This window comes from Streptomyces sp. NPDC056738 (assembly GCF_042790435.1).
Taxonomy (GTDB): Bacteria; Actinomycetota; Actinomycetes; order Streptomycetales; family Streptomycetaceae; genus Streptomyces.
On sequence record NZ_JBHTZF010000002.1, the window covers coordinates 132,235 to 156,041 of the forward strand.

The window sequence follows — 23,807 nt, forward strand, 5'->3', positions numbered from 1 at the left end:
GACGCCGGAAGGGGTGCTGGGAATCGGAGCAATTCCTTGATGGTGGCGTCTCGTTCACTCACTTCACACATCATCGAAACGCCAATAGGTGAATGAGGAACTTTCTCGGGTGCGGCATGTCCGAATCGGGTCGCATTTCCCCGCGGGCGGCGGACCCGGGAAAATTCCATGTGTCGATCTTGAAGTGACCGGGAAAGGCGTGTGCCGGTTGCCGCCCGCCACTTGTCGTTCGCCTGATCCCTTCCAGGGGATACAGCCGGGAGAGTGCCGGACGGGGGGCGCGTTCAGGCCCGAGGCCGGGATCCCCGGGGGACCTGAGGGCGGCCTGAGGGGGGCTTGAGGGGGCTGTCCGGAATGAGGAGTCGCGGTAGCCTGTCCGCGACGCCCTTGACCTGCAAAGGCAGGCAGGGAGCAGACGATTCGGGAGTTCTTCGTGCTTCGTACCATGTTCAAGTCCAAGATCCACCGTGCCACGGTCACCCAGGCCGACCTGCACTACGTCGGATCCGTCACCATCGACGCCGATCTGCTCGACGCCGCCGATCTGCTGCCCGGCGAGCTCGTCCACATCGTCGACATCACGAACGGCGCCCGCCTGGAGACGTACGTCATCGAGGGGGAGCGCGGCTCCGGTGTCGTCGGGATCAACGGAGCGGCGGCCCATCTCGTGCACCCCGGTGACCTGGTGATCATCATCAGTTACGCTCAGGTGACCGACGCGGAGGCGCGGGCGCTGCGGCCGGCGGTCGTGCACGTGGACCGCGACAACAGGATCGTGTCCCTCGGCGCCGACCCGTCCGAGCCGGTACCGGGCTCGGACCAGGAGCGCAGCCCGCAGGCCGTGCCCGTCACCGTCTGAGGGACGGCGCGGCGGCATCGCAGGACCGAAGGACCCCAGGACTCAGGACCCGAGGAGTGCCCGTGAGCGACATCGAGATCCGCGACGACCGGCCGGCCGGCCGCCTCGAGGCGTTCGCCGGGGGCCAAGTGGTCGGGCACATCGAGTACTTCGTCCTGGAGGAGCCCGCGCGGGCCCTCGTCCCGGTGCACACCATCGTGGAACCGGAGCACGAGGGCCGGGGCATCGCCGGCTCCCTCGCCCGCGAGCTGTACGGCATCGCCGCCCGTGAGGGTGTCGTCGTGGCGCCACTCTGCCCGTACGTCGTGAAGTGGGCCGCCCGGCACCCCGAGGAGGCTCCGGCGGCCGACCCGGCGCTGCTGGAGGCCGCGATGGAGTGGCTCGCGGCACACCCCGGTCGCTTCTGATGGCTTCGGCCCCGGTCCGGTCCTCGTCACAGGTCCAGGTCCAGCCCTCGACGCAGGCGCCGGTCGAGCTCTCGGCGCAGGTGCAGGTCGGACCCTCGACACCGGCCTCGGTCCAGCCCTCGGCGCAGGACCCGGTCCGGCCCTCGGCGCAGAGCCAGGTCCGGTCCCGGGTCCAGGCCGCTGAATCGGCGCCCACTGCGGCCCCGGCTCACCCTGGCCTCGGGCCCCTCGCCCTGCTGCACACGTCACCGGCTCACATGCCCGTCTTCGACGCCCTGCGTGACGCGGACCATCCGGGCCTGGAGCTGCGGCACCTCGTCGACGAGGAACTGCTCGCCAGGGCCCGTCGCGAGGGTCCCGAAGCGGTGGCCGACGAGGTCCGGGCGCGGCTGGCCGACGCCGTCGCCGACGGTGCCCCCGTCGTCCTGTGCACCTGCTCGACCATCGGCGCGATCGCCGAGCGGACGGACGTCGGCGTGCCCGTGCTCCGCGTGGACCGTCCGATGGCCGCCGCCGCGGTGGCCAAGGGCTCCCGGGTCGTCGTCCTCGCGACCGTGGCCAGCACCTTCGAACCGACCGTCGCCCTGGTCGAGGAGGAGGCCCGCCGGGCGGATCGTCCCGTCGAGGCCCGGACGGCCCTCGTCGAGGGCGCGTGGGCGCTGTTCGAGGCGGGTGACTCGGAGGGCTGCGCCCGCGTGGTGGCCGAAGCCGCCGACGCGGTCGCCGACGCCGACGCGATCGTCCTCGCGCAGGCGTCCATGACCGCGGCCGAGGGGCTCACCACGACCGCGGTGCCGGTGCTGTCGAGCCCCCGCCTCGGGCTCGCCGCCGCGGCTGACGCGGTCCGCCGGGTGCGCGCGGCCGGGTAGGGGCGAGAGCGGCGCCGAACGAGGCGCCGCCGCGCCGGGTGGTGCCGACCGTGCACTCGGGGCGGTCGGCCGACGGGCGACGATCGCCCGCCGGGCCTTCAGCGAGCGGCCTCGCTTCCTCGCCGGTGGCCGTCCCTTCGACGTGGGGCCGCCCAGCTTCCTCCTCGGCGGTTGTGCCGTTTGATGCGGGGCGGTCTCGGCTCGTCCTCGGTGGCCGTTTCGGAGGCGCGGCGTGGTGTGGGTTGTTCCTCGGTGGTCGTTCCGTCGGCACGGGGCGGTCTCGGTTGTTCCTCGGTGGTCGTTCTGTCGACTCGGGGCGGCCTCGATCAGGCTCTCGGGGCCGGTCCGGTCCGAGTCCCGTCCATGCGGGGCAATCTTGGTCGGTCCTCGGCGTCCCCGGACCTCCGTGGCCGTCGTCGCGCCCCGGCTTGGGCCGTCCAGGCGGCCTTCCCCGCGCGACGGGGTGAGTGGGCGCTCGGGCGCTGGGTACGCGGGAGACACGTCCAGAGGGCCGATGTACCGACTGGCTGGAGGACCGCCATGACACAGCCGTATCCCGACCCCGTGCCGCCGGCACCCACGCCCGGACCGAGCCCCGAACCCCCGGGGCCGTCACCCTTCCCGGACCCGGTGCCGACCCCGGGCGGCCCCGATCCCGTACCGGGACCGACCCCGGGCAGCCCCGACCCCGTACCGGCGCCGAAGCCCGGACCGCCCCCCGTGCCGAAACCCGGCCCCCCGCCGGGGCCGAACCCGGGCGGGCCCGATCCCGCACCGGGGCCCGAGCCCGTACCCTCCCCGTCCCCGATCCCGAAGCCGCCGGGCCCCGATCCGGTGCCGGAACCCCAGCCCGGGCCGGGGCCGCTGACCTGACGCACCGAGCCGGTCGACCGGCACTGGTGACTGGCATGCCCGTCCCCAGCCGGCCGACCGGCCCGGGTCACCGGGGGTCTGCCCCAGCGGGCCTTCCGGCCCCGGTCACCGCGGTGCCGGACGATGTCAATACACTCCCGCGCGTGAACGACATACGGTGCACGCAGTGCGGTCATGTTGGGCTGGAGCCGGGGTTCGTCGAGGACTCCGGACAGGGCGCTCGCGGGTTCGCGCGGTGGGTCGAGGGCGCGCTTCAACGGGGCCCGCTGGGCGGCGCCAGACTGATGGGCCGACCGCGCTGGCAGATCGACGCGTTCCGCTGTCCCAACTGCGCCCACCTGGAACTCTTCGCGGGCCAGCGCAGCTAACCTCGCCGGGCCCGCGGCCGGCACTCACGCCCGCAGGAACCCGGGTACCCAGGCCCGTAAGCCCGTAAGCCCGTAAGCCCGTAAGCCCGCCACCCCGACCTCGAACGCGCCGAAGCCGTCACGCCCCCCTTCCGGGAACCTTCCGGGAACCTTCCGGGAACGTGACGGCTTTCGGACGAGCGGGCGGGACCGGGGCGCCCGGTGACAGCCCGCGGGGCGACCGCTACGCCTCGACCTCCGACCGGTCGCCGCCCCACAGCGTGTGGAACGAGCCCTCGCGGTCCGTCCGGCGGTACGTGTGCGCTCCGAAGAAGTCCCGCTGCCCCTGGGTGAGCGCGGCCGGCAGTCGCTCGGCGCGCAGGGCGTCGTAGTAGGCGAGGGCCGCCGAGAAGCCGGGAGTGGGCACGCCCTGGCGGGTCGCGGCGACGACGACCTCGCGCCAGTCGTCCTGCGCCGCTCCGATCTCCTGGGCGAACGTCTCGTCCGACAGCAGGCTCGGCAGGTCCGGCCGGGCGTCGTACGCGGCGCGGATACGGTCCAGGAAGGCCGCCCGGATGATGCAGCCGCCGCGCCAGATCGAGGCGACCGAACCGAGGTCGATGTTCCAGTCGTACTCGTCGCTGCCCGCGGTGATCTCGTGGAAGCCCTGGGTGTACGACACGATCTTCGACGCGTACAGCGCCTGCTCCACCCGGTCCGCGAAGGCCGCGGCCTCGGACTCGTCGAGCTTGCGCGCCGTCGGACCGGCGAGGTCGCGCGAGGCCTCGCGCAGCGCGGCGTGTCCGGACAGGGAGCGGGCGAAGACCGCCTCGGCGATGCCCGACACCGGCACGCCCAGGTCCAGCGCGATCTGCACGGTCCAGCGGCCGGTGCCCTTCTGCTCGGCCCGGTCCTGGACGACGTCCACGAACGGCTTGCCCGTCGCCGCGTCCACGTGCGACAGGACCTCGGCGGTGATCTCGATCAGGTACGAGTCGAGCCGGCCGGTGTTCCACGTGCGGAAGATGTCCGCGATCTGGGCGGGGGAGTACCCGGCCACGTCACGCAGGAGCTGGTAGGCCTCGCCGATGAGCTGCATGTCGGCGTACTCGATGCCGTTGTGGACCATCTTCACGAAGTGCCCGGCGCCGTCGGGGCCCACGTGCGTGACGCACGGCGACCCGTCGGCGGCCTTCGCGGAGATCTTCTCCAGCATCGGACCGAGCGAGGCGTACGACTCGACCGAGCCGCCCGGCATGATGCTCGGCCCGTTCAGCGCGCCCTCCTCGCCGCCGGACACGCCCGTGCCGACGAAGTGGATGCCCTGCTCGCGCAGCGCGCGCTCACGGCGCCGGGTGTCCGCGAAATGCGCGTTGCCACCGTCGATGATCATGTCGCCGGGCTCCAGGAGCGGGGCGAACTCCTGGATCACCGCGTCCGTCGGCTCGCCTGCCTTCACCATGATCACCAGGCGCCGGGGCCGCTCCAGGGCCGCAACGAACTCCTTCGCCGTCTCGGCCGCCACGAACGTGCCCTCGTGGCCGAACTCCTCCACCAGCGCGTCCGTCTTCGCCGACGTGCGGTTGTGCACGGCGACCGCGTATCCGTTGCGTGCGAAGTTGCGGGCGAGGTTGCGCCCCATGACCGCGAGACCCGTGACGCCGATCTGGGCTGAAGTGCTCATCCGGTTGGCTCCTAAGAAGTGCGGTAAGTCCGTCGGCCGACAGGGAGGACGCCTCGGCGCCGATGACGCCGGTCCTGCCCGTCCGTGCCGCTCGCCAGTATTGCCCCAGCCCATCCTGACGTGTCGGAGGTGTCCACGCAGGGGAACGTCCCGGCGCCGCGAGGGCGGATTTCGGACACTCCGTGCCGACGTGACCGCGCGCGACGGGCCGATCCGGCGGTCCTTACGCGGTCCCGGCTCGCGCGCGGCCGGGCCGGAGGGAAGAGCCGGACGCCCGTCGCGGGACACGGGAACCCGACGTCGGCGGGCCATGGAGTGGCGGGCGGGGCAGCCCGGCCCCGGGCGGCCCCGGTCACTCACCGTGGTGCGGGCGCCCGGCCGGGCGCGGGCCCGGAATTGGGTCAACGGGCTTTTCGGAGCGACCGGTTGCCGCCTTGTCCCGGCCTGTTCCCAACGCTTACTTTTGCCGCTCCTGACGCATGTCTAGGGGGGCTCCCTCATGGCCGTACGCGGTCGGCACCGCCGGTATCAGCCGAACAGGATCAACCGCGCCTCACTCACCGTCACGGCGGGCGGAGCCGGGATCGCGCTCCCGCTGGTCGGGGCCGGAGTGGCCCACGCGGCCGACGTCGGGACCTGGAACAAGGTGGCCGCCTGCGAGTCCAGCGGCAACTGGAGCATCAACACCGGCAACGGCTACTACGGCGGCCTGCAGTTCACCCGGTCCACCTGGGAGGCGTACGGCGGCAAGGCCTACGCCGGGCGCGCGGACCAGGCCACGAAGGACCAGCAGATAGCCGTGGCCGAGAAGGTGCTGAAGGGGCAGGGGCCCGGCGCCTGGCCCGTGTGCTCGGTCCGCGCGGGGCTGACCAGAGGGGGCACGACACCCGACATCAGCCCGGCGGGGACCGCGCCGCAGACGGCGAAGCGGCATTCGGTGCGGGACGTGAAGCCGCAGACGACGCCGCAGTCGCGGGCCGGGACCGCCGAGATGTACACCGTCGTGCGCGGCGACACGCTCTCCGGCATCGCCGACTCCCGGCACGTCCAGGGCGGCTGGCAGGGGCTGTACGCCGCGAACCGCTCGACCGTCGGCTCCGACCCGGACCTGATCCTGCCGGGCCAGCGGCTCGCCCTGGACGGCAGGGCCCAGTCACCCGCGCACACGCCCGCGAAGAGCCCGGCGAAGACGACCGAGCGGACGCCCGCGAAGAAGGCGCCGACGACGCCGGCCAAGAAGACCTCCGGCCGGACGTCCTCGCACACGACGACCCCGGTCAGGTCCGGGACGCACACGCTCGTGGCCCCGGTCCACGCGGCGACCGGCACGCAGTACCACGCCACCGGCTCCCACTGGTCGAAGGGCTACCACACGGGTGTCGACTTCCCCGTGCCGACGGGCACCTCCGTCGCGGCGGTGGCCGCCGGGCACGTGGTCAGCGCGGGCTGGGGCGGATCGTTCGGCTACGAGGTGGTGATCCGGCACGCCGACGGGCGCTACACGCAGTACGGCCATCTCTCCGCGATCTCCGTGAAGGCGGGGCAGAGCGTGGTGGCGGGCCAGCGCATAGGGCGCTCGGGGTCCACGGGCAACAGCACGGGCCCGCATCTGCACTTCGAGGTGCGGACCGGGCCCGGCTTCGGTTCGGACGTCGACCCGGTGGCGTACCTCCGGGCCGGTGGCGTCAGGATTTGACTCGGGTGCGGTGGTGGCTGACGAACGGGATCGGCACGTACGGCACACCGAGCATCACCGTCAGATAGGGCAGCTCGTCTTCGCCCGCCGGCGGGCGGGGGGCGACGACCTCCCTCGTGGGCACCGCGGCCCTCGTCGGAGCCGGGACGAACGTAGCGGCGATCACGGGCTGGGGAACCACCTGGGGAACCACCGCGGCCGGAGGAGCCGTCACGGCCCGCGGAACCGGCGGGAGCAGGCCGTCGCCGCCCGCCGGCGGAGCGGGTGCCGGGCCTCCGGCACCCTTCGGCGACGCCGGTACGAGTCCGTCCGCGCCCTCGGCGGGCTCGGGCAGTCCGGCCAGCAGCTCCGCCACGGCCGCCTCGGCGGGCGTCAGCGTGCCGAGTCCGGCGACGGCCGGGACGGAGGGCTCCGCGAGGCGGGGCCGCGCCACGGCCGGCTCGGGCTGCGGCTCGAGCCGCAGCCCGGACGGGGCGGTGAAGGCGGGCGGAACCAGGTCCGCCGCGGGCCGGAGCGCCGCGTCGGCCGGCTGCACGGCGTCCGCCTCCGGCACGGCCACGGGTTCGGGGGAGGGCGCGGGGGTGACGGCCACGGGCCGCTCGCCGCCGCTGATCCGCTCGGTCGTCAGCAGGATGAGACCGCCGGCCGCCACGACGCCGCAGCCCAGGGCGAGCGCGGTGCCGGTGGTGCCGTAGCGGAAGGTCTCGCCGAACATCGTGAGGCCGACGGCGGCCGCCACGACGGGGTTCACGACCGTCAGCGTGGCCAGCGGAGCCTCCAGGCCGGCACCGCGGTACGAGGCCTGCGAGATCAGCATGCCGGCCGTCGCGAACACACCGATGGCGGCGAGGCTCGAGAAGTCGGCGAGCGAGACCTGACGGGACCAGTCGACCGCGACGGTCTTGGTGAACACGGAGGACATGCTGAAGGCGACGCCCGCCGCGACCGCCAGCAGCACACTGCGCACGGCCGGGTGCCGGTGCGCCGCGCGCCCCGCGACCATCAGGGCCGCGACCGCGCCGCCCGACACGACGCCGAGCGCGAGGCGCTGGGCATTGCTCAGGGACTGGGCGTCGGACGCGCCGACCAGGGACAGCAGACCCGCGAGACCCACGGTGGCCATGATCGCGCCGCGCCAGGCGGTGGCTCCGGCCTTGCGGCCGACGAACAGCGCCGCCATGGGAAGCGCGAAGACGATGGTGAGCGCGCCGAGCGGCTGTACGAGGCTCAGCGGGCCGAAGGCGAGGGCCACCACGTGCAGCAGCCCGCCCAGGCCGGTCAGCGCCACGGCCGCCCACCAGCCCGGCCTGCGCAACGGGGCGTAGGTCTGGCCGGGAGAGGTCACGGCGACCTGCTCCTGGATGATCGCGCCGCCCGCGTACGCGACGGCTGAGACGAACGAGAGCACCACGGCCAAAGCGAGGGCACTCATGAGTCCCTCCTCTGCGTACGGCGCGGAGCGGCGGCCCGGCGCGACGAACGGTCGGCTTCCATGCAAACAACGATGCCGTGCGATTTAGTTCTCGTCGTCGTCCCTGAGCAGTCAATGGGTCCTACTGCCGATGGAGTACGAATCGCCCGGTGTCCTCCCCAGGGTGGGCGACATCACGGCCCGATCCACTGCTGGTCACCCCTAGGGGGCTTGGTACTACTGGTCTTCGTGGACCTCGACCCCCGGCTCTCCGCCCTCGACGCGCTCGGCGGATTCTCCGTACTACGCACCGGCGTACCCCCGGGCTCCGCCCTGCCCACCCTCGCGAGCGCCTGCGCGGACTCCCGATCCGGGACACCTTCGGAGGTTTACGGAGATCCGATAACTTTCCGCATTCAAAAGGTGGCGCAGAGTATCCGGGCGCCGGAGGTGCGGGTTGCGGTCTCGGTGGCGCAGCAGGGGCTCGCCGCCCGCTTCTGGTCGATCGCCCTCGGTGCCGCCGCGCTCTGCGACCGGCTGCCCGACCTCGATCCGGAGCTGCTGCACTGGGACCCGGACGCGGGCGCGCCGGACGACCTGTGGCTGCGCGAGGTCCGCTTCCGGCCCGTGTCCGATCTCGACGCCGTCGTGCGCGCCGGGCTCCTCGTGCCGCTGAGCGCTGCGCTGCGCTCACGCCACCGGGTCGCACCGGCCCTGCTGTGGGGCAACGCGGGGTCCGCCCTGGCCGGGACCGTCCGCCAGCTCGACCGCTGGGCGCTCGCCCACGGGCGCCCGGACGTGGGGGAGCGGGCCCGGGCCCTGGCCGGCCCGCTCTTCGCGCACCCCGACCTGTCCGGCACCCTCGACCCCGGCACGTTGCGCCGCCGGAGCTGCTGTCTCTACTACCGGGTGCCCGGCGGCGGAGTCTGCGGCGACTGCTGCTTCGAGCGACCACCGCGCCCGCCACGCCCGGCGCAGCGTCCCTGACGGCCGCGCCCGGCGCACCGTCCCTCCTGGCAGCCGCGCCCGGTGCACCGTCCCTCCTGGCAGCCGCGCCCGGCGCAGCGTCCCTCCTGGCAGCCGCGCCCGGCGCAGCGTCCCTCCTGGCAGCCGCGCCCGGCGCAGCGTCCCTCCTGACGGCCGCGCCCGGCGCAGCGTCCCTCCTGACGGCCGCGCCCGGCGCAGCGTCCCTCCTGACGGCCGCGCCCCGCGCACCGTCCCTCCTGACCGCCGGGGCCGGGCCACCGTCTCTCCTGGACGCCGGAGCCGGGCCGATCCGACCCGGTCTCAGGCCGGAACCCGACCCGGGCTCCGGCCCGATCCGCCCCGGGTCCCCGGCCCGATCCGATCCAGGCCTCCGGCCGGACCCGACGCCGCCGTCCGCCGCCCCCGGCACAGGGGTCCTCCGCGCGGTCTTCCGTATCGGCTTCAACTGAGTGACCATGAGGGGCACCAGCCGGCGAGGACGGGGGTTCTGTGTGCGCGTGGGACTGCTGACCCGGGAGTATCCGCCGGACGTCTACGGCGGCGCGGGCGTCCATGTCGAGTTCCTCGCACGGGAGTTGCGGGCCCTCACCGAACTGGACGTGCACTGCTGGGGCGAGGGCGGCGCCGGCGGGGTCGTCCGCCACCGGCCCTGGAACGCGCTCGACGGCGCCAACGACGCCCTGCGCACCTTCTCCGTGGACCTCTCCATCGCCGCCGCGCTCGAAGGCCGCGACCTCGTCCACTCCCACACCTGGTACGCCAACCTCGCGGGCCACTTCGGGAAGCTCCTGCACGGCATTCCGCACGTGATGACCGCCCACTCGCTCGAACCGCTGCGGCCCTGGAAGGCCGAGCAGCTCGGCGGCGGCTACGCCCTGTCCGGCTGGGCCGAGCGCACCGCCATCGAGGCCGCCGACGCCGTGATCGCCGTGTCCGGCGCCATGCGCGACGACATCCTCGGCTGCTACCCGGGCCTGGACCCGGCCCGCGTGCGCGTCGTGCACAACGGCATCGACACCACCCTGTACCGGCCCGACCCCGGCACCGACGTCCTGGAGCGGATCGGCCTGGACATCGCCCGCCCGTACATCCTGTTCGTCGGCCGCATCACGCGGCAGAAGGGGGTGCCCCATCTCCTGCGCGCGGTACGGGACATCGACCCGGCCGCCCAGGTGGTGCTGTGCGCGGGCGCCCCCGACACCCCGGAGATCGACCGCGAGTTCCGCGAGCTGTACCAGGAGTTGAGCGCGGTGCGGCACGGCGTGCACTGGATCCCGCAGATGCTGCCGCGGCCCGACGTCATCCAACTCCTCACCCACGCGGCCGTGTTCGTCTGCCCTTCGGTCTACGAGCCGCTCGGCATCGTCAACCTGGAGGCGATGGCCTGCGGAACGGCCGTGGTGGCCTCACGCGTCGGCGGCATCCCCGAGGTGGTCGAGCACGGCGAGACGGGCCTTCTCGTGCCGCTCCAGGACGACTTCGAGGCGGGACTCGCGACCGCACTCGACTCGGTGCTCGCGGACCCCGGCGCGGCGCGGCGCATGGGCGAGGCCGGACGGCGGCGCGCGGTGGGGGAGTTCGGCTGGGACGCCGTGGCGCGCAGGACCGTGCGGCTGTACGAGGAAGTCCTCAAAGCGGGGTAACCGTTCAGACAGGCGAACTTCGGAACACGGGGCGGGGCCCGGGCAGCCGGGCGCGGCCCCACCGGGCGTAGAGGGGCGGCGGCATGCGGCGCGGTGGGCGCGGTGGACCTTCGGTGCTGGGAATCGTACTGGCGGGCGGTGAGGGCAAGCGGCTGATGCCGCTCACCGCGGACCGGGCGAAACCGGCGGTGACCTTCGGCGGCACGTACCGCCTCGTGGACTTCGTCCTCTCCAATCTCGTGAACGCCGACATCCTGCGCATCTGCGTGCTGACGCAGTACAAGTCGCACTCGCTGGACCGGCACATCACCACCACATGGCGGATGTCGAGCCTGCTCGGCAACTACGTGACGCCCGTGCCGGCCCAGCAGCGGCTCGGGCCCCGCTGGTATCTCGGCAGCGCGGACGCGATCCTCCAGTCGCTCAACCTGATCCACGACGAACAGCCCGAGTACGTGGCGGTGTTCGGCGCCGACCACGTCTACCGCATGGACCCCCGGCAGATGCTCGCCCAGCACATCGAGAGCGGGGCGGGCGTGACGGTGGCCGGAATACGGGTGCCGCGCGCCGAGTCGTCCTCGTTCGGGGTCATCAGCCCGGGCTCGGACGGCCAGAGCGTGCGCGGTTTCCTGGAGAAGCCCGCCGACCCGCCGGGCCTCGCGGACGACCCCGAGTGCGTCTTCGCCTCGATGGGCAACTACATCTTCACCACCAAGGCGCTGGTCGAGGCGCTCCAGCGGGACGCCGAGGACGACAACTCCGTGCACGACATGGGCGGTTCGATCCTGCCCGCGCTCACCGAGCGCGGTGAGGCGCAGCTCTACGACTTCAGCGACAACCACGTGCCCGGCGAGACCACCCGCGACCAGGGCTACTGGCGTGACGTGGGCACCCTCGACGCGTACTACGACGCCCACATGGACCTGATCGCCGAGCGGCCCGCGTTCAACCTGTTCAACCGGAGCTGGCCCGTCTACACGAGTTCGGGGCAGCTCTCGCCGGCGCGGTTCAACGCGGGCGGCATCGCCAGCGAGTCCATCATCAGCGCGGGGTGCCTGATCCGCGGGCAGGTGACACGGTCGGTGCTGTCGCCGGGTGTGGTCGTCGACCCCGGGGCGGTGGTGCAGGGGTCGGTGCTGCACGACAACGTCAAGATCGGGCGGGGTGCCGTGGTGCGGGGGGCGGTGCTCGACAAGAACGTCGAGGTACCGCCGGGTGCGACCATCGGCGTCAATCCGGAGCGCGACGCCGACCTCTACACGGTCTCCAAGGCCGGGGTGATCGCCCTCGGCAAGGGCCAGCGCGTGCCCTGACCGGCCTCACGGGCCTCGCGAGAGGCCGCGCGGGGTCCGGCGCACGGCGACTTCCGGCCGTTGTCGGACCCCGCTTGTCATGTCCCTGGACGGGGCGCGGAACCCCGTGCTGTCATGCCACTTGCCCGTGGAGGACGACGTTGTACAGCCTGACAACGATGTCATCGCGCGGGATGGTCCCGGCGCACCGCGCCCCCGGCGCGACGCGTCCCGCGGGTTCCCCTCCGGTTGCCCGGAAAGCCGGTCGCCCGCCCCGACCATGCATGAGGACAACGATGTCGATCACCCCCCGGAGGTCTCCCGTATGAGATGGACCCGGCGCCTGCGTCTGTGCACGGCGGGACTGGTGACAGCGTCCGCGCTGTTCGCCCTGCCCACCGCTCAGGCCGCCGAGCCGCGCGACGGCCAACTCACCGACCTGGTCAATCCGTTCATCGGCACCCAGAACGAGGGCAACACCTACCCCGGCGCCGCCGTGCCCTTCGGCATGGTGCAGTTCTCACCGGACACCGGCCACAACACCGGCTACGACCACTCCCAGAACCACGTCCGCGGCTTCTCCCTCGTCCACCTCTCGGGCGTCGGCTGCGGCCTCGGCGGCGACCTGCCCGTGCTGCCCACCACGGGGGACATCACCCGGACGGACGACGCGCAGTACGCGGCCGAGTTCGGCCACGAGACCGAGGAGGCGCACCCCGGCTACTACCGGGCGGACCTGAAGTCCGGGATCGAGGCCGAGCTGACGGCCACCGCGCGCACCGGCGTGCAGCGCTACACCTTCCCGGCCACCGACAAGGCCAACGTGCTGCTGAACGCGGGCCAGTCGCTGCACAGGACGGTGGCCACGAAGGTCGAGATCCTGGACGACCGGACCGTCCGCACGGAGATCACCGGCAGCGGCTTCTGCCAGGGCACCAAGCCCTACACGGTGTACACGGTCACGCGCTTCGACCGGCCGTTCACCACCTCGGGGACCTGGAACGGCGACACCGTCACCGGCGCCGCGAAGGCGGCCGGCACCACCGGGCGCACCGGCGCCTTCGTGCGCTTCGACACCACCGAGGACCGCACGGTCGAGGCGACCACCGCGCTCTCGTACGTCGACGCCCGCGGAGCGGCCGTCAACCTCCGTTCCGAGGGCGGCCGTTCCTTCGACGCGGTCCACGCCGCGGCCCGCCGCGCCTGGGAGGACCGGCTCGACGACGTACGCGCCCAGGGCGGCACCGACACCCTGCGCCGTACCTTCTACTCGTCGCTCTACCGGTCCTTCCTCGCGCCCAACATCGGCAGCGACGCCGACGGCCGCTACACCGGCTGGGACCAGCGGATCCACCGCGCCAAGGGCTTCACGTACTACCAGAACTGGTCGCTGTGGGACACCTACCGCACCCAGTCGCAGCTCCTCTCCCTGCTCGCGCCGCGCGAGGCCCGGGACATGGCGATCTCGGTGATCAGGATCGACGAGGAGAGCGGCTGGCTGCCCAAGTGGGGCTACGGCACGGTCGAGACGAACATCATGACCGGGGACCCGGTCACCCCGTTCCTCACCAACGCCTACCAGCAGGGCCTGCTCGGCGGGTACGAGGAACGGGCGTACCGCGCGTTGAAGAAGAACGCCGACGGCGTGCCCCCGGCCGACTCGCCCGCGGTGGGCCGCGAGGAGAACCGCGAGTACATCGCGAACGGCTTCGCCCCGTACGTCAGCGGCCGTCCGCACGCGAAGCCCGGCGACTCGGACTACGACCACGGCGCCTCCGTGACCCTGGAGTACGCCCTGTCGGACGCCGTGCTCGGCGCGATGGCACGGGACCTCGGCCACCCCGAGGACGCGGCGCGCTATCTGGCGCGGTCCCAGAACTACCGCGCGATCCACGACCCTTCGACCGGCTTCTTCCGTGCCCGGGACGCCGCCGGTCACTTCACCGGCCCCGTCGACCCGGCCCAGAGCGTCGCCTTCCACGAGGGCACCGCCTGGCAGTACCAGTGGCTCGTGCCCCAGGACCTGCCGGGCATGATCGGCCTGATCGGCGGCAAGCAGGCCGCGAACGACCGGCTCGACTCGTTCTTCGCCTACGACCGGTTGCTCCAGGACCCCGCGAAGACGGCCCGCGAGGTCTGGGTCAACGGCCCGTACGCCTACTACAACGCCGACAAGTACAACCCGCAGAACGAACCCGACCTGATCGCCCCGTACACCTACCTGTCCACCGGGCAGCCGTGGAAGACGACCGACGTCGTGCACGCGGCGCTGACCCTGTTCACCGACGCGCCGACCGGCATGACCGGCAACGACGACCTCGGCACGATGTCCGCCTGGAACGTCCTGTCGTCCATCGGGATCTTCCCGGTGCAGCCCGGATACGACACCTGGGGTCTGTCCACGCCCGTCTTCGAACGGGTCGACCTCACCCTCGACCGGCGCTACTACCCGCGCGGCGCCCTGACCATCACGGCGCCGGGCACCTCGGACACCGACCGGTACATCAGCTCGGCCCGCCTCGACGGTTCGCCGTACGGCCGTACGTACCTGACGACCGGCACGCTGAAGGGCATCCGTTCGCTCCGCTTCACCGTCGGCGCGGAGCCGTCCGAGTGGGGAACGGCGGCCTCCGACGCGCCTCCGGTCCTGAAGTGAGGACGGGCGTGCACTGAGGAGAATGAAGTCCCGCCCGTCCCCGGAGGGGCGGGACTTAATCCGCTGTTAACTGTGCGTAACTTGATCGTACTTGACCGTAATCACCGGTCCGGGTTTGACTGCAAGTTCACCCGTCGTCGACGCGAGAGCAAGCCCTTGATCTCCGACCTCCTCGCACCACTCGACCTGGCGTTCTGGAACATCGAGTCCGACCGGCACCCGATGCACCTCGGAGCCCTCGGTGTCTTCGCCGCGCACTCGCCCACCGCCGGCGCCCACGCCGCGGACCTGCTCGCGGCCCGCGCCGCCGCCGTCCCCGGGCTGCGCATGCGCATCCGCGACGTCTGGCAGCCCACCGCCCCGCTCGCCTTCGGCAGCGCCGCCCGCGAGCCCGCGCCCGACTTCGAGCCGCTGGACCACGTCCTGCTGCACAAGCCGACCGCCGACTTCCACGCCGAGGCCGGCCGGCTCATGGAGCGCCCGCTGGAGCGCGGCCGGCCGCCCTGGGAGGCGCACGTGCTGCCCGGCGAGGACGGCACGTCCTTCGCGGTGCTCTTCAAGTTCCACCACGCGCTAGCCGACGGACTCAGGGCCCTGATGCTCGCCGCCGCCATCATGGACCCGATGGACCTGCCGGAACCCCGGCCGCGCCGCGCGGAACCGCCCCGGGGGCTCTTCCCGGACGTCCGCAAGCTGCCGGGACTGGTCCGCGGCACCCTCTCCGACGTGAGCCGCGCCCTCGACATCGGCACCTCGGTGGCCCGCGCCACCCTCACCGCGCAGTCCTCGCCCGCCCTCACCTCCGCGCCCACCGGGACGCGGCGCACCGCCGGGGTCGTCATCGACCTCGACGACGTGCACGTCGTCCGCAAGACCGTCGGCGGCACCGTCAACGACGTCCTGATCGCCGTCGTCGCGGGCGCGCTGCGCCGCTGGCTCGACGAGCGCGGCGACGGCAGCGAGGGAGTCTCCCCGCGCGCCCTGATCCCCGTCTCCCGGCGCCGGCCGCGCACCGCGCAGCCGCAGGGCAACCGGCTCTCCGGCTACCTGATACGGCTTCCCGTCGACGACCCGGACCCGCTCGGGCGGCTGCGTGCCGTACGGACGGCGATGGACCGGAACAAGGACGCCGGACCCAACCGGGGCGCGGGAGCCGTCGCGCTGCTCGCCGACCACGTGCCGCCGCTCGGACACCGGATCGGCGGGCCCGTCGTGGGCCAGGCCGCCCGGCTGCTGTTCGACATCCTCGTCACCAGCGTGCCGCTGCCCAGCCTCGGCCTGAAGCTCGGCGGCTGCCCGCTCACCGAGGTCTATCCGTTCGCCCCGCTGGCCCGCGGCCAGGCCCTCGCGGTGGCCGTCTCGACGTACCGCGGGAAGGTCCACTACGGGCTGGTCGCCGACGCCGAGGCCGTCCCCGACCTCGATCTGCTGGCCCGTTCCCTGGCCGAGGAGGTGCGCGAACTGATCACCGCCTGCACGCCATGATCACCACGGGTTTGGTGCCGCGCGCGATTGGTCCGTAAAATTCCGCCTTCGAAAGCGAGCGCGGTTCGAACGCGGCGCACAACCCGAGGAACGGCAGCAGCGATGACGGTGACAGAGGACGGCCGGGCGACCCCCGCCGTGGACACGACAGATGTGGCGGACGTCGCGTTCGGTCCCGGCATCGATCCGGAGCGGCTGGCCGTCTGCCTCAGCGTGCTCGACGAACTCGAGAAGATCGAGGTCGACCACCCCGACGCGATCGCCGTGCGCCGCGCCACCGCCGGCATCTACCGCATGGTGAAGCAGCGCCGCCGCCAGGAGCGCCGCGCCGCCAAGACGGCCCACGACAAGATGGTCACCGAGTCCACCGCGACCGGTTCCGCCCAGCGCATCGACGACGAGACCGAGGGCATCCTGCCGTCGTCCGTGACGGAGGAGGGCAGGATCGCGGGCATACTCCAGCGCCCGCGCTCCTGCTACACCTGCAAGACGCGCTACGTCGAGGTCGACTACTTCTACCACCAGCTCTGCCAGGACTGCGCCGCCCTGAACCGCTCGCGCCGCGACGCCCGGACCGACCTCACCGGCAAGCGGGCACTGCTCACCGGAGGCCGCGCCAAGATCGGCATGTACATCGCGCTGCGCCTGCTGCGCGACGGCGCGCACACCACGATCACCACGCGCTTCCCGAACGACGCGATCCGCCGCTTCAAGGCCATGGACGACTCGGCGGACTGGATCCACCGCCTGGAGGTCGTCGGCATCGACCTGCGCGACCCGGCCCAGGCCGTCGCCCTGGCCGACCGCGTCGCCGAGCAGGGCCCGCTCGACATCCTGATCAACAACGCCACGCAGACCGTGCGCCGGCTGCCCTCCGCCTACGCCGCGCTCGTCGAGGGCGAGAGCGCCCCGCTGCCGGCCGGCGAACTGCCCGCCCAGCACGTCATCGGCGCCTTCAACTCCGGCGCGGTCGACGGCCTGCAGGCGCTGCCCGTAGGCGTCTCCGGCCTGGAGGCGCAGAAGGTGGCCGATCTCGCCCTGGTCGCCGGCAACGCCAGCGTGGTCCGCCACCGCGAGGGCACCGCCATCGACGCGGGCGGCCTGCTCCCCGACGTCGTCGAGAGCAACACCTGGGTGCAGACCATCGAGCAGATCTCCCCGGTCGAGCTGCTCGAGACCCAGCTCTGCAACTACACGGCGCCGTTCATCCTGATCAGCGCGCTGCGGCCGCAGATGGCCGAGGCGGCCCGTACGGCGTCCACCGGGCGCGCGTACGTCGTCAACGTCTCCGCGATGGAGGGCGTGTTCGGCCGCGGCTACAAGGGGGCCGGTCACCCGAACACGAACGCCGCGAAGGCCGCCATGAACATGGTGACCCGCACGAGCGCCCAGGAGATGTTCGAGTCGGACGGCATCCTGATGACCTCGGTGGACACCGGCTGGATCACCGACGAGCGCCCGCACTACGACAAGCTGCGCCTGGCCGACGAGGGCTTCCACGCCCCCCTCGACCTCGTCGACGGCGCCGCCCGCGTGTACGACCCGATCGTCCGCGGCGAGCTGGGCGAGGACCTGTACGGCGTCTTCCTGAAGGACTACGCGCCCGGTAAGTGGTAGTCACGGGGCTGTGGGGGAGCGCCTTTGCGACCGGTGCTCCCCTCGTGCGCCCTTGCTCGCAAAGGGCGATGTCGCCACTCTCTGATTTCTGACGACGCTTCAGGATCGCCGAGTAGCATGGCGCCCATGACCGAGTTGTTCGCGTTCATCGGCGACGCCATGGCCCGCTCGCAGGATCCGGAAAAGATCATCGTGACAGTGTGCGAGAACGGCTGGTTGCGCGAGCACCTCATGGCAGCGGTAAAGGACAGGGCGCTTCTCACCGATGCGCTTTGCTACCGGCACCCGAACGGCTTCTACAAAATAAAGCTGCTTTCTCCGGGTGCCGATTCCTGGGCTCTTCGGCTCCATCTCTGGGACGGCCCCGTGATGCAGTCCGACGTCCATGACCACCGGTGGGACTTCTCCTCGTACATCGTGTGGGGCGCGTTGCTGGAGTCGCGGTTCGAGCTGGAACGCGGAGTGGGTGCGACACCGGTCTTCGAGCTGGCTCAGCGCCCGTTGTCGGGCGAGTACCGATACACGCCCGGCGGGCTGGGACGTCTGCGGGAGACCTCTCGTATCCGGCGGGTGGCGGGTGACTCCTACACGCTCGACCACCGCGTTCTGCACCGGGCCGACCCTGATGGCGCCTACCCGGTCGTCACGGCGGTTTTGCAGGGCAGGGATCTCAGGACCAGTACGACCGTCGTTCCCGTTGCAGCGCGGGACACGTCGTCCGCGGTCGGACTGCTCGATCCCGATGGTGTCGCACAACTCATGGAACGGGTGGCAGAAAGGCTGGCCGCATGACCACTTCCGCTTCCGGCGGCAGGGACGGCGTCCGAATATTCGCCAAGTACGCACGGCTCTGGGCCGTCGTGGTGATGCTGGCCTCCACCGTGGTGGGGGTTCTGCTCACCTTATGGGGGGTCTTCTTCGAAATCGACAAGGATCTCTCGACCGCTCTGGCAGCGATCGGTGAATCGGTAATCGCCTCGGTTCTCGTCTACGTCATGGTCTCGCTGTTCCTCGATCCGGTCAGGCAGCGGCTACAGGCCCAAGAACTCGCTGGTTATGCGATCGATGTGGCGCATTCCCAATTCCAGGAGCGTTTCGAAGTCTCCTTGCCGAGTGAGGTCTTCGAGTCGGCCGATGTGCCCAAGCAGGCATTCAGGGAGGCGTTCGAGTCGCTTCTCGTCACATCCACTCGATACGACAGCAAGGGATCAGCGGCCGAGTTCGCGACCTTTCGGCTGGCTCTCGGCAGTCAGAAGCGCGCCTTTCGGCGGCTCGACCAGATCAGGCTCTGCCTTCTCGATCCACGGGCCGAGGACAGTCTCCGGGCTCATGTGATCATGAGTCAGCGTGAACACAACGGCAGAAGGCCGCACCCTACTGTCGACCAGGGCATCGAGGCACTTCGGCGGCAGATATTCATCTCGCTCGCGGCTTTGCACGACCTGCGCTCGTCTCTCCCGACCTACGTGTACCTCCACCGAGACCTCCCGTTCTTCCGGTGCGAGATGTTCGACGGCGGCATGTTCCTCACGTACAACCTGGACGGCACGGAATACCCCGAGAACCTGCAGTTCTCCTCGCGGACCCGGCCCTATCGGGCCTATCACTCGAGCCTCGACATGACACGAAGGTTCGCGTCCAGGGAGATCCGCTTCGGATCGGAGTCGGCGCTCGGTGTCGATTCCGATTCCCGTTTCGTCGAGCTGCTGGCGGAACTTGGCTGCCGGATCCCGCTCGACGAGCTACGCACGGCCCGGGACGAGCGATTCCGGCGATTCCGTGCCCAACTGCGCGCGGCGCGTATAGACGAGGGAGACATTTTCTGAGGACGCCGACAGGGTCTTTGTGCACGGGCGGAATCGTCAGCCAGGCTCCGGCGTCGGCGGTCATGTGCCGGGGGTCCGCTGTCGCAGCCGTTCCTGGACGGGCGCGGCTGCGGAGCCCGGGGAGGCCGCTCTCACGCGTGTGCCCCCATCGACCAGCAGGTCGGCACCGGTGATCCACCCGGCCGCGTCGGAGGCCAGCCAGGTCACGGCGGCGGCGACGTCCTCGGGCCGTCCGATGCGGCCGAGCGGCAGCGAGGCGCCCAGCCGGTCCTCGGCGCCCTCCCACACGAAGCGGGCCATCTCGGTGCGCACGAGGCCGGGGGAGACCGAGTTGACCCGCACCTTCGGGGCCAGCTCGCCGGCCAGTTGCCGGGTCAGATGGAGCAGGGCGGCCTTGCTGGTGCCGTACGCGCCGATCTGGGGGCCGACGTGTCCGGCACCCTCCGTGCAGACGTTGACCACGGACCCGCCGTGCTCGCCCATCCACGCCCGCCAGGCGCACTGCACCAGGCGCAGCGGCGCCTCGACGTTCACGGTGAACGCCTCGCGCCAGCGTTCCGGGTCGGCGTCCATGAGCGGGCCGTAGGGCTGGTTGGTCGCCGCGTTGTTGACCACGATGTCCAGGCGTCCGAAGGACCGCAGGGCCAGGCCGGTCAGTTCCCCGAGGTGTGCCGCGTCGGCGACGGAACCGGCGAGCCCGACGCCGCCGACCCGCTCGGCCGCGCGTCGCACCGCGTCCGGGTCCCGCGCGCTCACGCACACCCGGACACCCGCTCCCGCGAGCGCCTCGGCCACGGCGAGACCGATGCCGCGCGAGGCGCCGGTGACGACGGCGGCCCTGCCCTGGAGTCCGTACGCGTACGGCGACGTCATCCGCGTACGGTCTCATGACGGGCCGTCAGCCGACAGCCCCGTGCGCCGGCGGAGCCGGATCCCTGCGCCGCCAGTCCCGTGTGCGGGCGGACCTCTACTCCTGCGTCGGCAGAGCCGTACCCCTGCGGCGACAGACCTGTGCGCCGGCGGACCGGTGCCCTGCGCCGCCGGTCCCGTGCGTCGGCGGACCTCTACTCCTGCGTCGGCAGCCCCGTACCCCTGCGTCGGCAGACCCTTGCGTCGGCCGGACGCCGGTGTGTCAGTCCGTGGCGCCCAGTCGTGCGGAACGTTCCGCCAGGTCGGCCGCGGGATCCGGCCGTCGCGGGTGCCGGGGGGTGCCGGTGCGGGCGGCCGTCCACGCGGAACGTTCCGCCACCAGTTCCAGCAGCGTGCGCCAGTCCTCCATGTCCCCGGCGTACAGGCCGGGGACCCGCCCGGCGTCGTCCGCCTGCCGCAGGGTCACCGCGTCCTCGGCCAGGGGATCGTGCCCGAACGCGGCCGCCTCCTGGCGGGTCATCGCGCCGCCCGGGGCGAGCGGGGCCGGCCCCTGGGCGGGCGAGCCGGCCGCGAGGTACCGCTCCGCCGCGACGTGCAGCCGGACCAGTCCGGAGACCCGCTCGCCGAGGAGCGGCCGTACCGCGTCGGCGGCGAGGCCGGCGTGCCCGGCTTCGTCGCCGGGCCGGAGCAGATGCCCGATGTCGTGCACCAGGCCCGCGACCTGGAGCTCCTTGTCGCTGGGGTGCCCCCGGCGCAGCAGCGCGGCGGTCTGCAGGGCGTGGTCGTGCAGATCGACGGGATCACCGGAGGGCGTTCCTCCGCCCGGGCGGAGCCGGGAGGGGGCGAGCTCGGCGGTGTCGTGGACGCCCCGGCAGGCGTGCAGCAGATCCATCAGCTCCTCGACGCTGCGCAGCTCCATGCGTCAGTCCTCCCGCGAGAAAGGCCGTTGCCGTGCGACAGCACAGCATGGCCTCCTTGCGAACCGGCCAACGGCACCTGAACTGCGTGACGTCTTCGGGCCGGCCGCGCGTGACGGCCGTCGGCCGATGGTGACTCAGTCCTGCCCCGGGTCGGCCCCGACGCCCCCGTCCAGGGGCGATATTGAGCCGAATGGGTGGTCGCGAAGAGGGCATCATGTTTCAAATCGCCGCAGATCGAGGCTTGATGGAGCCTGGAAGACGTGTGACAGTTACCTCACGTTTTCAGCCCCATAGAGCGGGGGCCTGCTCATTTGGTTAGGCTGTAGCCGACGGACAGACTCACTGGGGTCCACCCACACCCACGGTCCGTCCCGGGACTTGCCGGTCACCACGGCCTGCTCTCACACGAGTTACCGGCGCCACCGCGTCCCTAACTGCTTCGACTCAGACCCGAGCGGACGTCAGGCGACCCGAGAGCACCGGGCCCTAGCGTCCCGAGGGTGACCCGACACATAAGGAGTGCGCGGTGACACCAGAGAAGACGAATCGCGATCAGGGCACCAAGGAACGCAGGGACCGCCTCGGCGGTGGGTCCGACACCAAGCTCGGAAGCCTGGACGTGTGGGCCAGGTCCGCCCCCATCCGCCTCGCGGGCTACGAGGACGACCTCGCCGAGCCCCACATCCTGCCGAGCGTCGACTGACCGACGCCAGGAGCCGGCGCGACCGGGGACGGCACGTGAGTGCCGGACCCGCGTTCCCGCCGAACACGAGAAGCCGCGGCCGACGACCGGCCGCGGCTTCGGCGTGTGACGCCACCTCCGGGCCGACCGGCTGCTCCCGGCCGACCGCCGACCGCCGCCCGCGACCGCCGAGGGGCTGGCTGCCGTCTGCCGACGGCCTCCAGCCCTGGAGGTCGTCCCTCAGCCGAGCGGAGCGGTGCGCCGCCACGGGTGGAGTACCTCGAGTTGCCCGGCCACGTCGAGCAGGGCCGCCTCCGAGCCGGGCATGCCGACGAGCTGGACCGCGCACGGCGCCCCGTTCGCCAGCTTGCCGAACGGGACGGACATCGCGGGCCAGCCGGTGAGGTTCCAGGGCGGGGTCATCGGCGAGTAGTTGGTGTTGGCCAGGACATTGCGCAGCCAGCCCCGCTTGTGCCAGTCGACGGACGCGGGGCTGCGCCGGGCGAGGGCCGGGGTGAGCAGCACGTCGTACTCCGCGAAGAACGCCGCGAGGCGCCCGCGCAACTGCTCGCGCCGGTCCCCCTTGCGCACGCCCGTCACGAAGCGCCGGCCGACCGCGGCGTGCACCCGGGTGCGCCGGGCCAGCCGGCGCGGGTCGAGGTCCTCGGCGTCCACGGCGGTGCCCGCCGTCCAGTGCGCGAGCGAGGTCGTGCTCAGCCACAGCGGGTAGGGCGGGTTCGCGGTCCGCACCCGGTGCCCCGCCTCGGCCAGCAGAGCGGCGGCCTCCCGGGCCGCGTTCGTATACGGTCGCGTGACGTGGATTCCGGCCAGCGGGCTGCGTACGGACAGGGCGATCCGGCGGGTGGCGGGCTCCGCGGGCGGGGCCGGCTCGATGTCCGCGAGGAGGGCGAACATCAGCCGCGCGTCCTCGACCGTCGTGGCCAGCGGGCCGTTCTCCGACATGCCGAACCAGTCGCCGTGACCGATCCCGGCGGGGATGACGCCGTGGCCCGGTTTCAGGGTCACCAGACCGCAGTTGGCGGCCGGGATGCGCAGCGAGCCCATGCCGTCGTTGCCGAGGGCGATCGGCACCATCCCGGCGGCGACCGCGGCCGCGCTGCCGCCCGAGGAGCCGCCCGCCGTACGGGACAGGTCCCAGGGGTTGCGCGCGCTGCCGTACACGCCCTCCGTGGTGCCGAAGACACAGAGTTCGGGCACGTTCGTCAACCCCACCACGACGGCGCCCGCCGCGCGCAGCCGGGCCACGGTGACGTGGTCCTCCTCGGCGACGGCGTCCGGGGTCGCGGCGGAACCGTTGCGGGTCTGCTCGCCGCGCACCGCGAGGTTGTCCTTCACCGCCACCGGCACGCCCGCCAGGGGGAGCCGGCCGAGATCCCTGCCGGCCAGCTCGTCGGCCTCCGCGAGGGCGGCCTCGGCGCGGACCGTGCGGAAGGCGCCGACGCGCCCGTCGAGGCGTTCGATCCGCGCGAGATGCTCGGCCACCACCTCGCGGGGGGTGACCTTCTTCTCGCGTACGGCTGCGGCGATCTCGGTGGCGGTCCGGCCGGCCCAGGTGGTCACGGGCGCTCCTCACTCGTGTCGTACTGGTGAGTAGTTACGGGGAGCACTCTGCCCGCAGCCCGGGCACCGCGTCGAGAGCACACGACCCCCGAACCTTCGGCC

General features: G+C 72.3%; 18 protein-coding genes and 1 pseudogene. 14 read left to right on the forward strand and 5 right to left on the reverse strand.

The features are described 5' to 3' along the window. Positions 1-433: 433 nt before the first annotated feature. The 4 genes from panD (at position 434) to ACFRIC_RS04310 (ending at position 3,376) form a co-directional block, all read left to right on the forward strand. The gene (gene panD, locus ACFRIC_RS04295; protein WP_355767909.1) at positions 434-859 is read left to right on the forward strand and encodes an aspartate 1-decarboxylase; all 426 of its coding nucleotides are present in this window, start codon (positions 434-436) and stop codon (positions 857-859) included. Positions 860-921: 62 nt separating this feature from the next. Further along, the gene (locus ACFRIC_RS04300; RefSeq protein WP_382779135.1) at positions 922-1,266 is read left to right on the forward strand and encodes a GNAT family N-acetyltransferase; all 345 of its coding nucleotides are present in this window, start codon (positions 922-924) and stop codon (positions 1,264-1,266) included. 257 nt (positions 1,267-1,523) lie between these two features. Next, positions 1,524-2,135: an aspartate/glutamate racemase family protein gene (locus ACFRIC_RS04305; RefSeq protein WP_382780786.1), complete on the forward strand. Its 612-nt coding sequence runs from the start codon at positions 1,524-1,526 to the stop codon at positions 2,133-2,135. Between the two features lie 1,016 nt (positions 2,136-3,151). Beyond that, complete coding sequence (locus ACFRIC_RS04310; RefSeq protein ID WP_382779137.1) at positions 3,152-3,376, forward strand: hypothetical protein; 225 nt, start codon at positions 3,152-3,154, stop codon at positions 3,374-3,376. A 223-nt stretch (positions 3,377-3,599) separates the two neighbouring features. Here ACFRIC_RS04310 and gndA read toward each other — a convergent pair whose 3' ends face one another. Then, complete coding sequence (gene gndA / locus ACFRIC_RS04315; RefSeq protein WP_382779140.1) at positions 3,600-5,039, reverse strand: NADP-dependent phosphogluconate dehydrogenase; 1,440 nt, start codon at positions 5,037-5,039, stop codon at positions 3,600-3,602. A gap of 499 nt (positions 5,040-5,538) precedes the next feature. Between gndA and ACFRIC_RS04320 the strand changes: the two genes are divergently transcribed. Further along, positions 5,539-6,735, forward strand: coding sequence for a transglycosylase family protein (locus ACFRIC_RS04320; protein WP_382779143.1), 1,197 nt, complete (start codon positions 5,539-5,541; stop codon positions 6,733-6,735). Positions 6,736-6,982: 247 nt separating this feature from the next. On the opposite strand, the pseudogene ACFRIC_RS04325 reads toward ACFRIC_RS04320, so the two are convergent. Then, positions 6,983-8,167 (reverse strand): annotated as a pseudogene (locus ACFRIC_RS04325) (DMT family transporter); the annotation flags it as partial. 210 nt (positions 8,168-8,377) lie between these two features. Here ACFRIC_RS04325 and ACFRIC_RS04330 point away from each other — a divergent pair. From ACFRIC_RS04330 to ACFRIC_RS04365, 8 genes are all read left to right on the forward strand, one after another. After that, on the forward strand, positions 8,378-9,133 hold the full coding sequence (locus ACFRIC_RS04330; RefSeq protein WP_382779146.1) for a (2Fe-2S)-binding protein: 756 nt from the start codon (positions 8,378-8,380) through the stop codon (positions 9,131-9,133). 491 nt (positions 9,134-9,624) lie between these two features. Beyond that, positions 9,625-10,776 (forward strand): glycogen synthase, encoded by a 1,152-nt coding sequence (glgA, locus tag ACFRIC_RS04335; protein WP_382779148.1) that lies wholly within the window; start codon positions 9,625-9,627, stop codon positions 10,774-10,776. An 83-nt stretch (positions 10,777-10,859) separates the two neighbouring features. Next, a complete protein-coding gene (gene glgC, locus ACFRIC_RS04340) occupies positions 10,860-12,089 on the forward strand; it encodes a glucose-1-phosphate adenylyltransferase (RefSeq protein WP_382779150.1) in 1,230 nt (409 codons plus the stop codon). A 304-nt stretch (positions 12,090-12,393) separates the two neighbouring features. Next, positions 12,394-14,724 carry a GH92 family glycosyl hydrolase gene (locus tag ACFRIC_RS04345; RefSeq protein ID WP_382779152.1) on the forward strand — a complete coding sequence of 777 codons (2,331 nt, stop codon included), beginning with the start codon at positions 12,394-12,396 and terminating at the stop codon, positions 14,722-14,724. Positions 14,725-14,880: 156 nt separating this feature from the next. Then, positions 14,881-16,209 (forward strand): wax ester/triacylglycerol synthase family O-acyltransferase, encoded by a 1,329-nt coding sequence (locus tag ACFRIC_RS04350; protein WP_382779155.1) that lies wholly within the window; start codon positions 14,881-14,883, stop codon positions 16,207-16,209. Positions 16,210-16,311: 102 nt separating this feature from the next. Continuing rightward, positions 16,312-17,826: an SDR family NAD(P)-dependent oxidoreductase gene (locus tag ACFRIC_RS04355; protein WP_382779158.1), complete on the forward strand. Its 1,515-nt coding sequence runs from the start codon at positions 16,312-16,314 to the stop codon at positions 17,824-17,826. Between the two features lie 126 nt (positions 17,827-17,952). Next, entirely contained in the window at positions 17,953-18,618 is a 666-nt protein-coding gene (locus ACFRIC_RS04360; protein WP_382779161.1) for a hypothetical protein, read from the forward strand. Continuing rightward, a complete protein-coding gene (locus ACFRIC_RS04365; RefSeq protein WP_382779164.1) occupies positions 18,615-19,652 on the forward strand; it encodes a hypothetical protein in 1,038 nt (345 codons plus the stop codon). Before ACFRIC_RS04360 ends, ACFRIC_RS04365 begins: the two co-directional genes overlap by 4 nt. Positions 19,653-19,712: 60 nt before the next feature. Here the strand turns inward: ACFRIC_RS04365 and ACFRIC_RS04370 are convergent, their stop codons facing one another. Together ACFRIC_RS04370 and ACFRIC_RS04375 are read right to left on the reverse strand one after the other, a co-directional pair. Beyond that, positions 19,713-20,525, reverse strand: a complete 813-nt coding sequence (locus ACFRIC_RS04370) for an SDR family oxidoreductase (protein ID WP_382779166.1) — start codon at positions 20,523-20,525, stop codon at positions 19,713-19,715. A 259-nt stretch (positions 20,526-20,784) separates the two neighbouring features. Next, entirely contained in the window at positions 20,785-21,441 is a 657-nt protein-coding gene (locus ACFRIC_RS04375; RefSeq protein WP_382779168.1) for an HD domain-containing protein, read from the reverse strand. A 527-nt stretch (positions 21,442-21,968) separates the two neighbouring features. Here ACFRIC_RS04375 and ACFRIC_RS04380 point away from each other — a divergent pair. Continuing rightward, on the forward strand, positions 21,969-22,145 hold the full coding sequence (locus ACFRIC_RS04380; protein ID WP_382779171.1) for a hypothetical protein: 177 nt from the start codon (positions 21,969-21,971) through the stop codon (positions 22,143-22,145). A gap of 219 nt (positions 22,146-22,364) precedes the next feature. Here the strand turns inward: ACFRIC_RS04380 and ACFRIC_RS04385 are convergent, their stop codons facing one another. Next, complete coding sequence (locus tag ACFRIC_RS04385; protein WP_382779173.1) at positions 22,365-23,705, reverse strand: amidase; 1,341 nt, start codon at positions 23,703-23,705, stop codon at positions 22,365-22,367. Between the last annotated feature and the right edge of the window lie 102 nt (positions 23,706-23,807).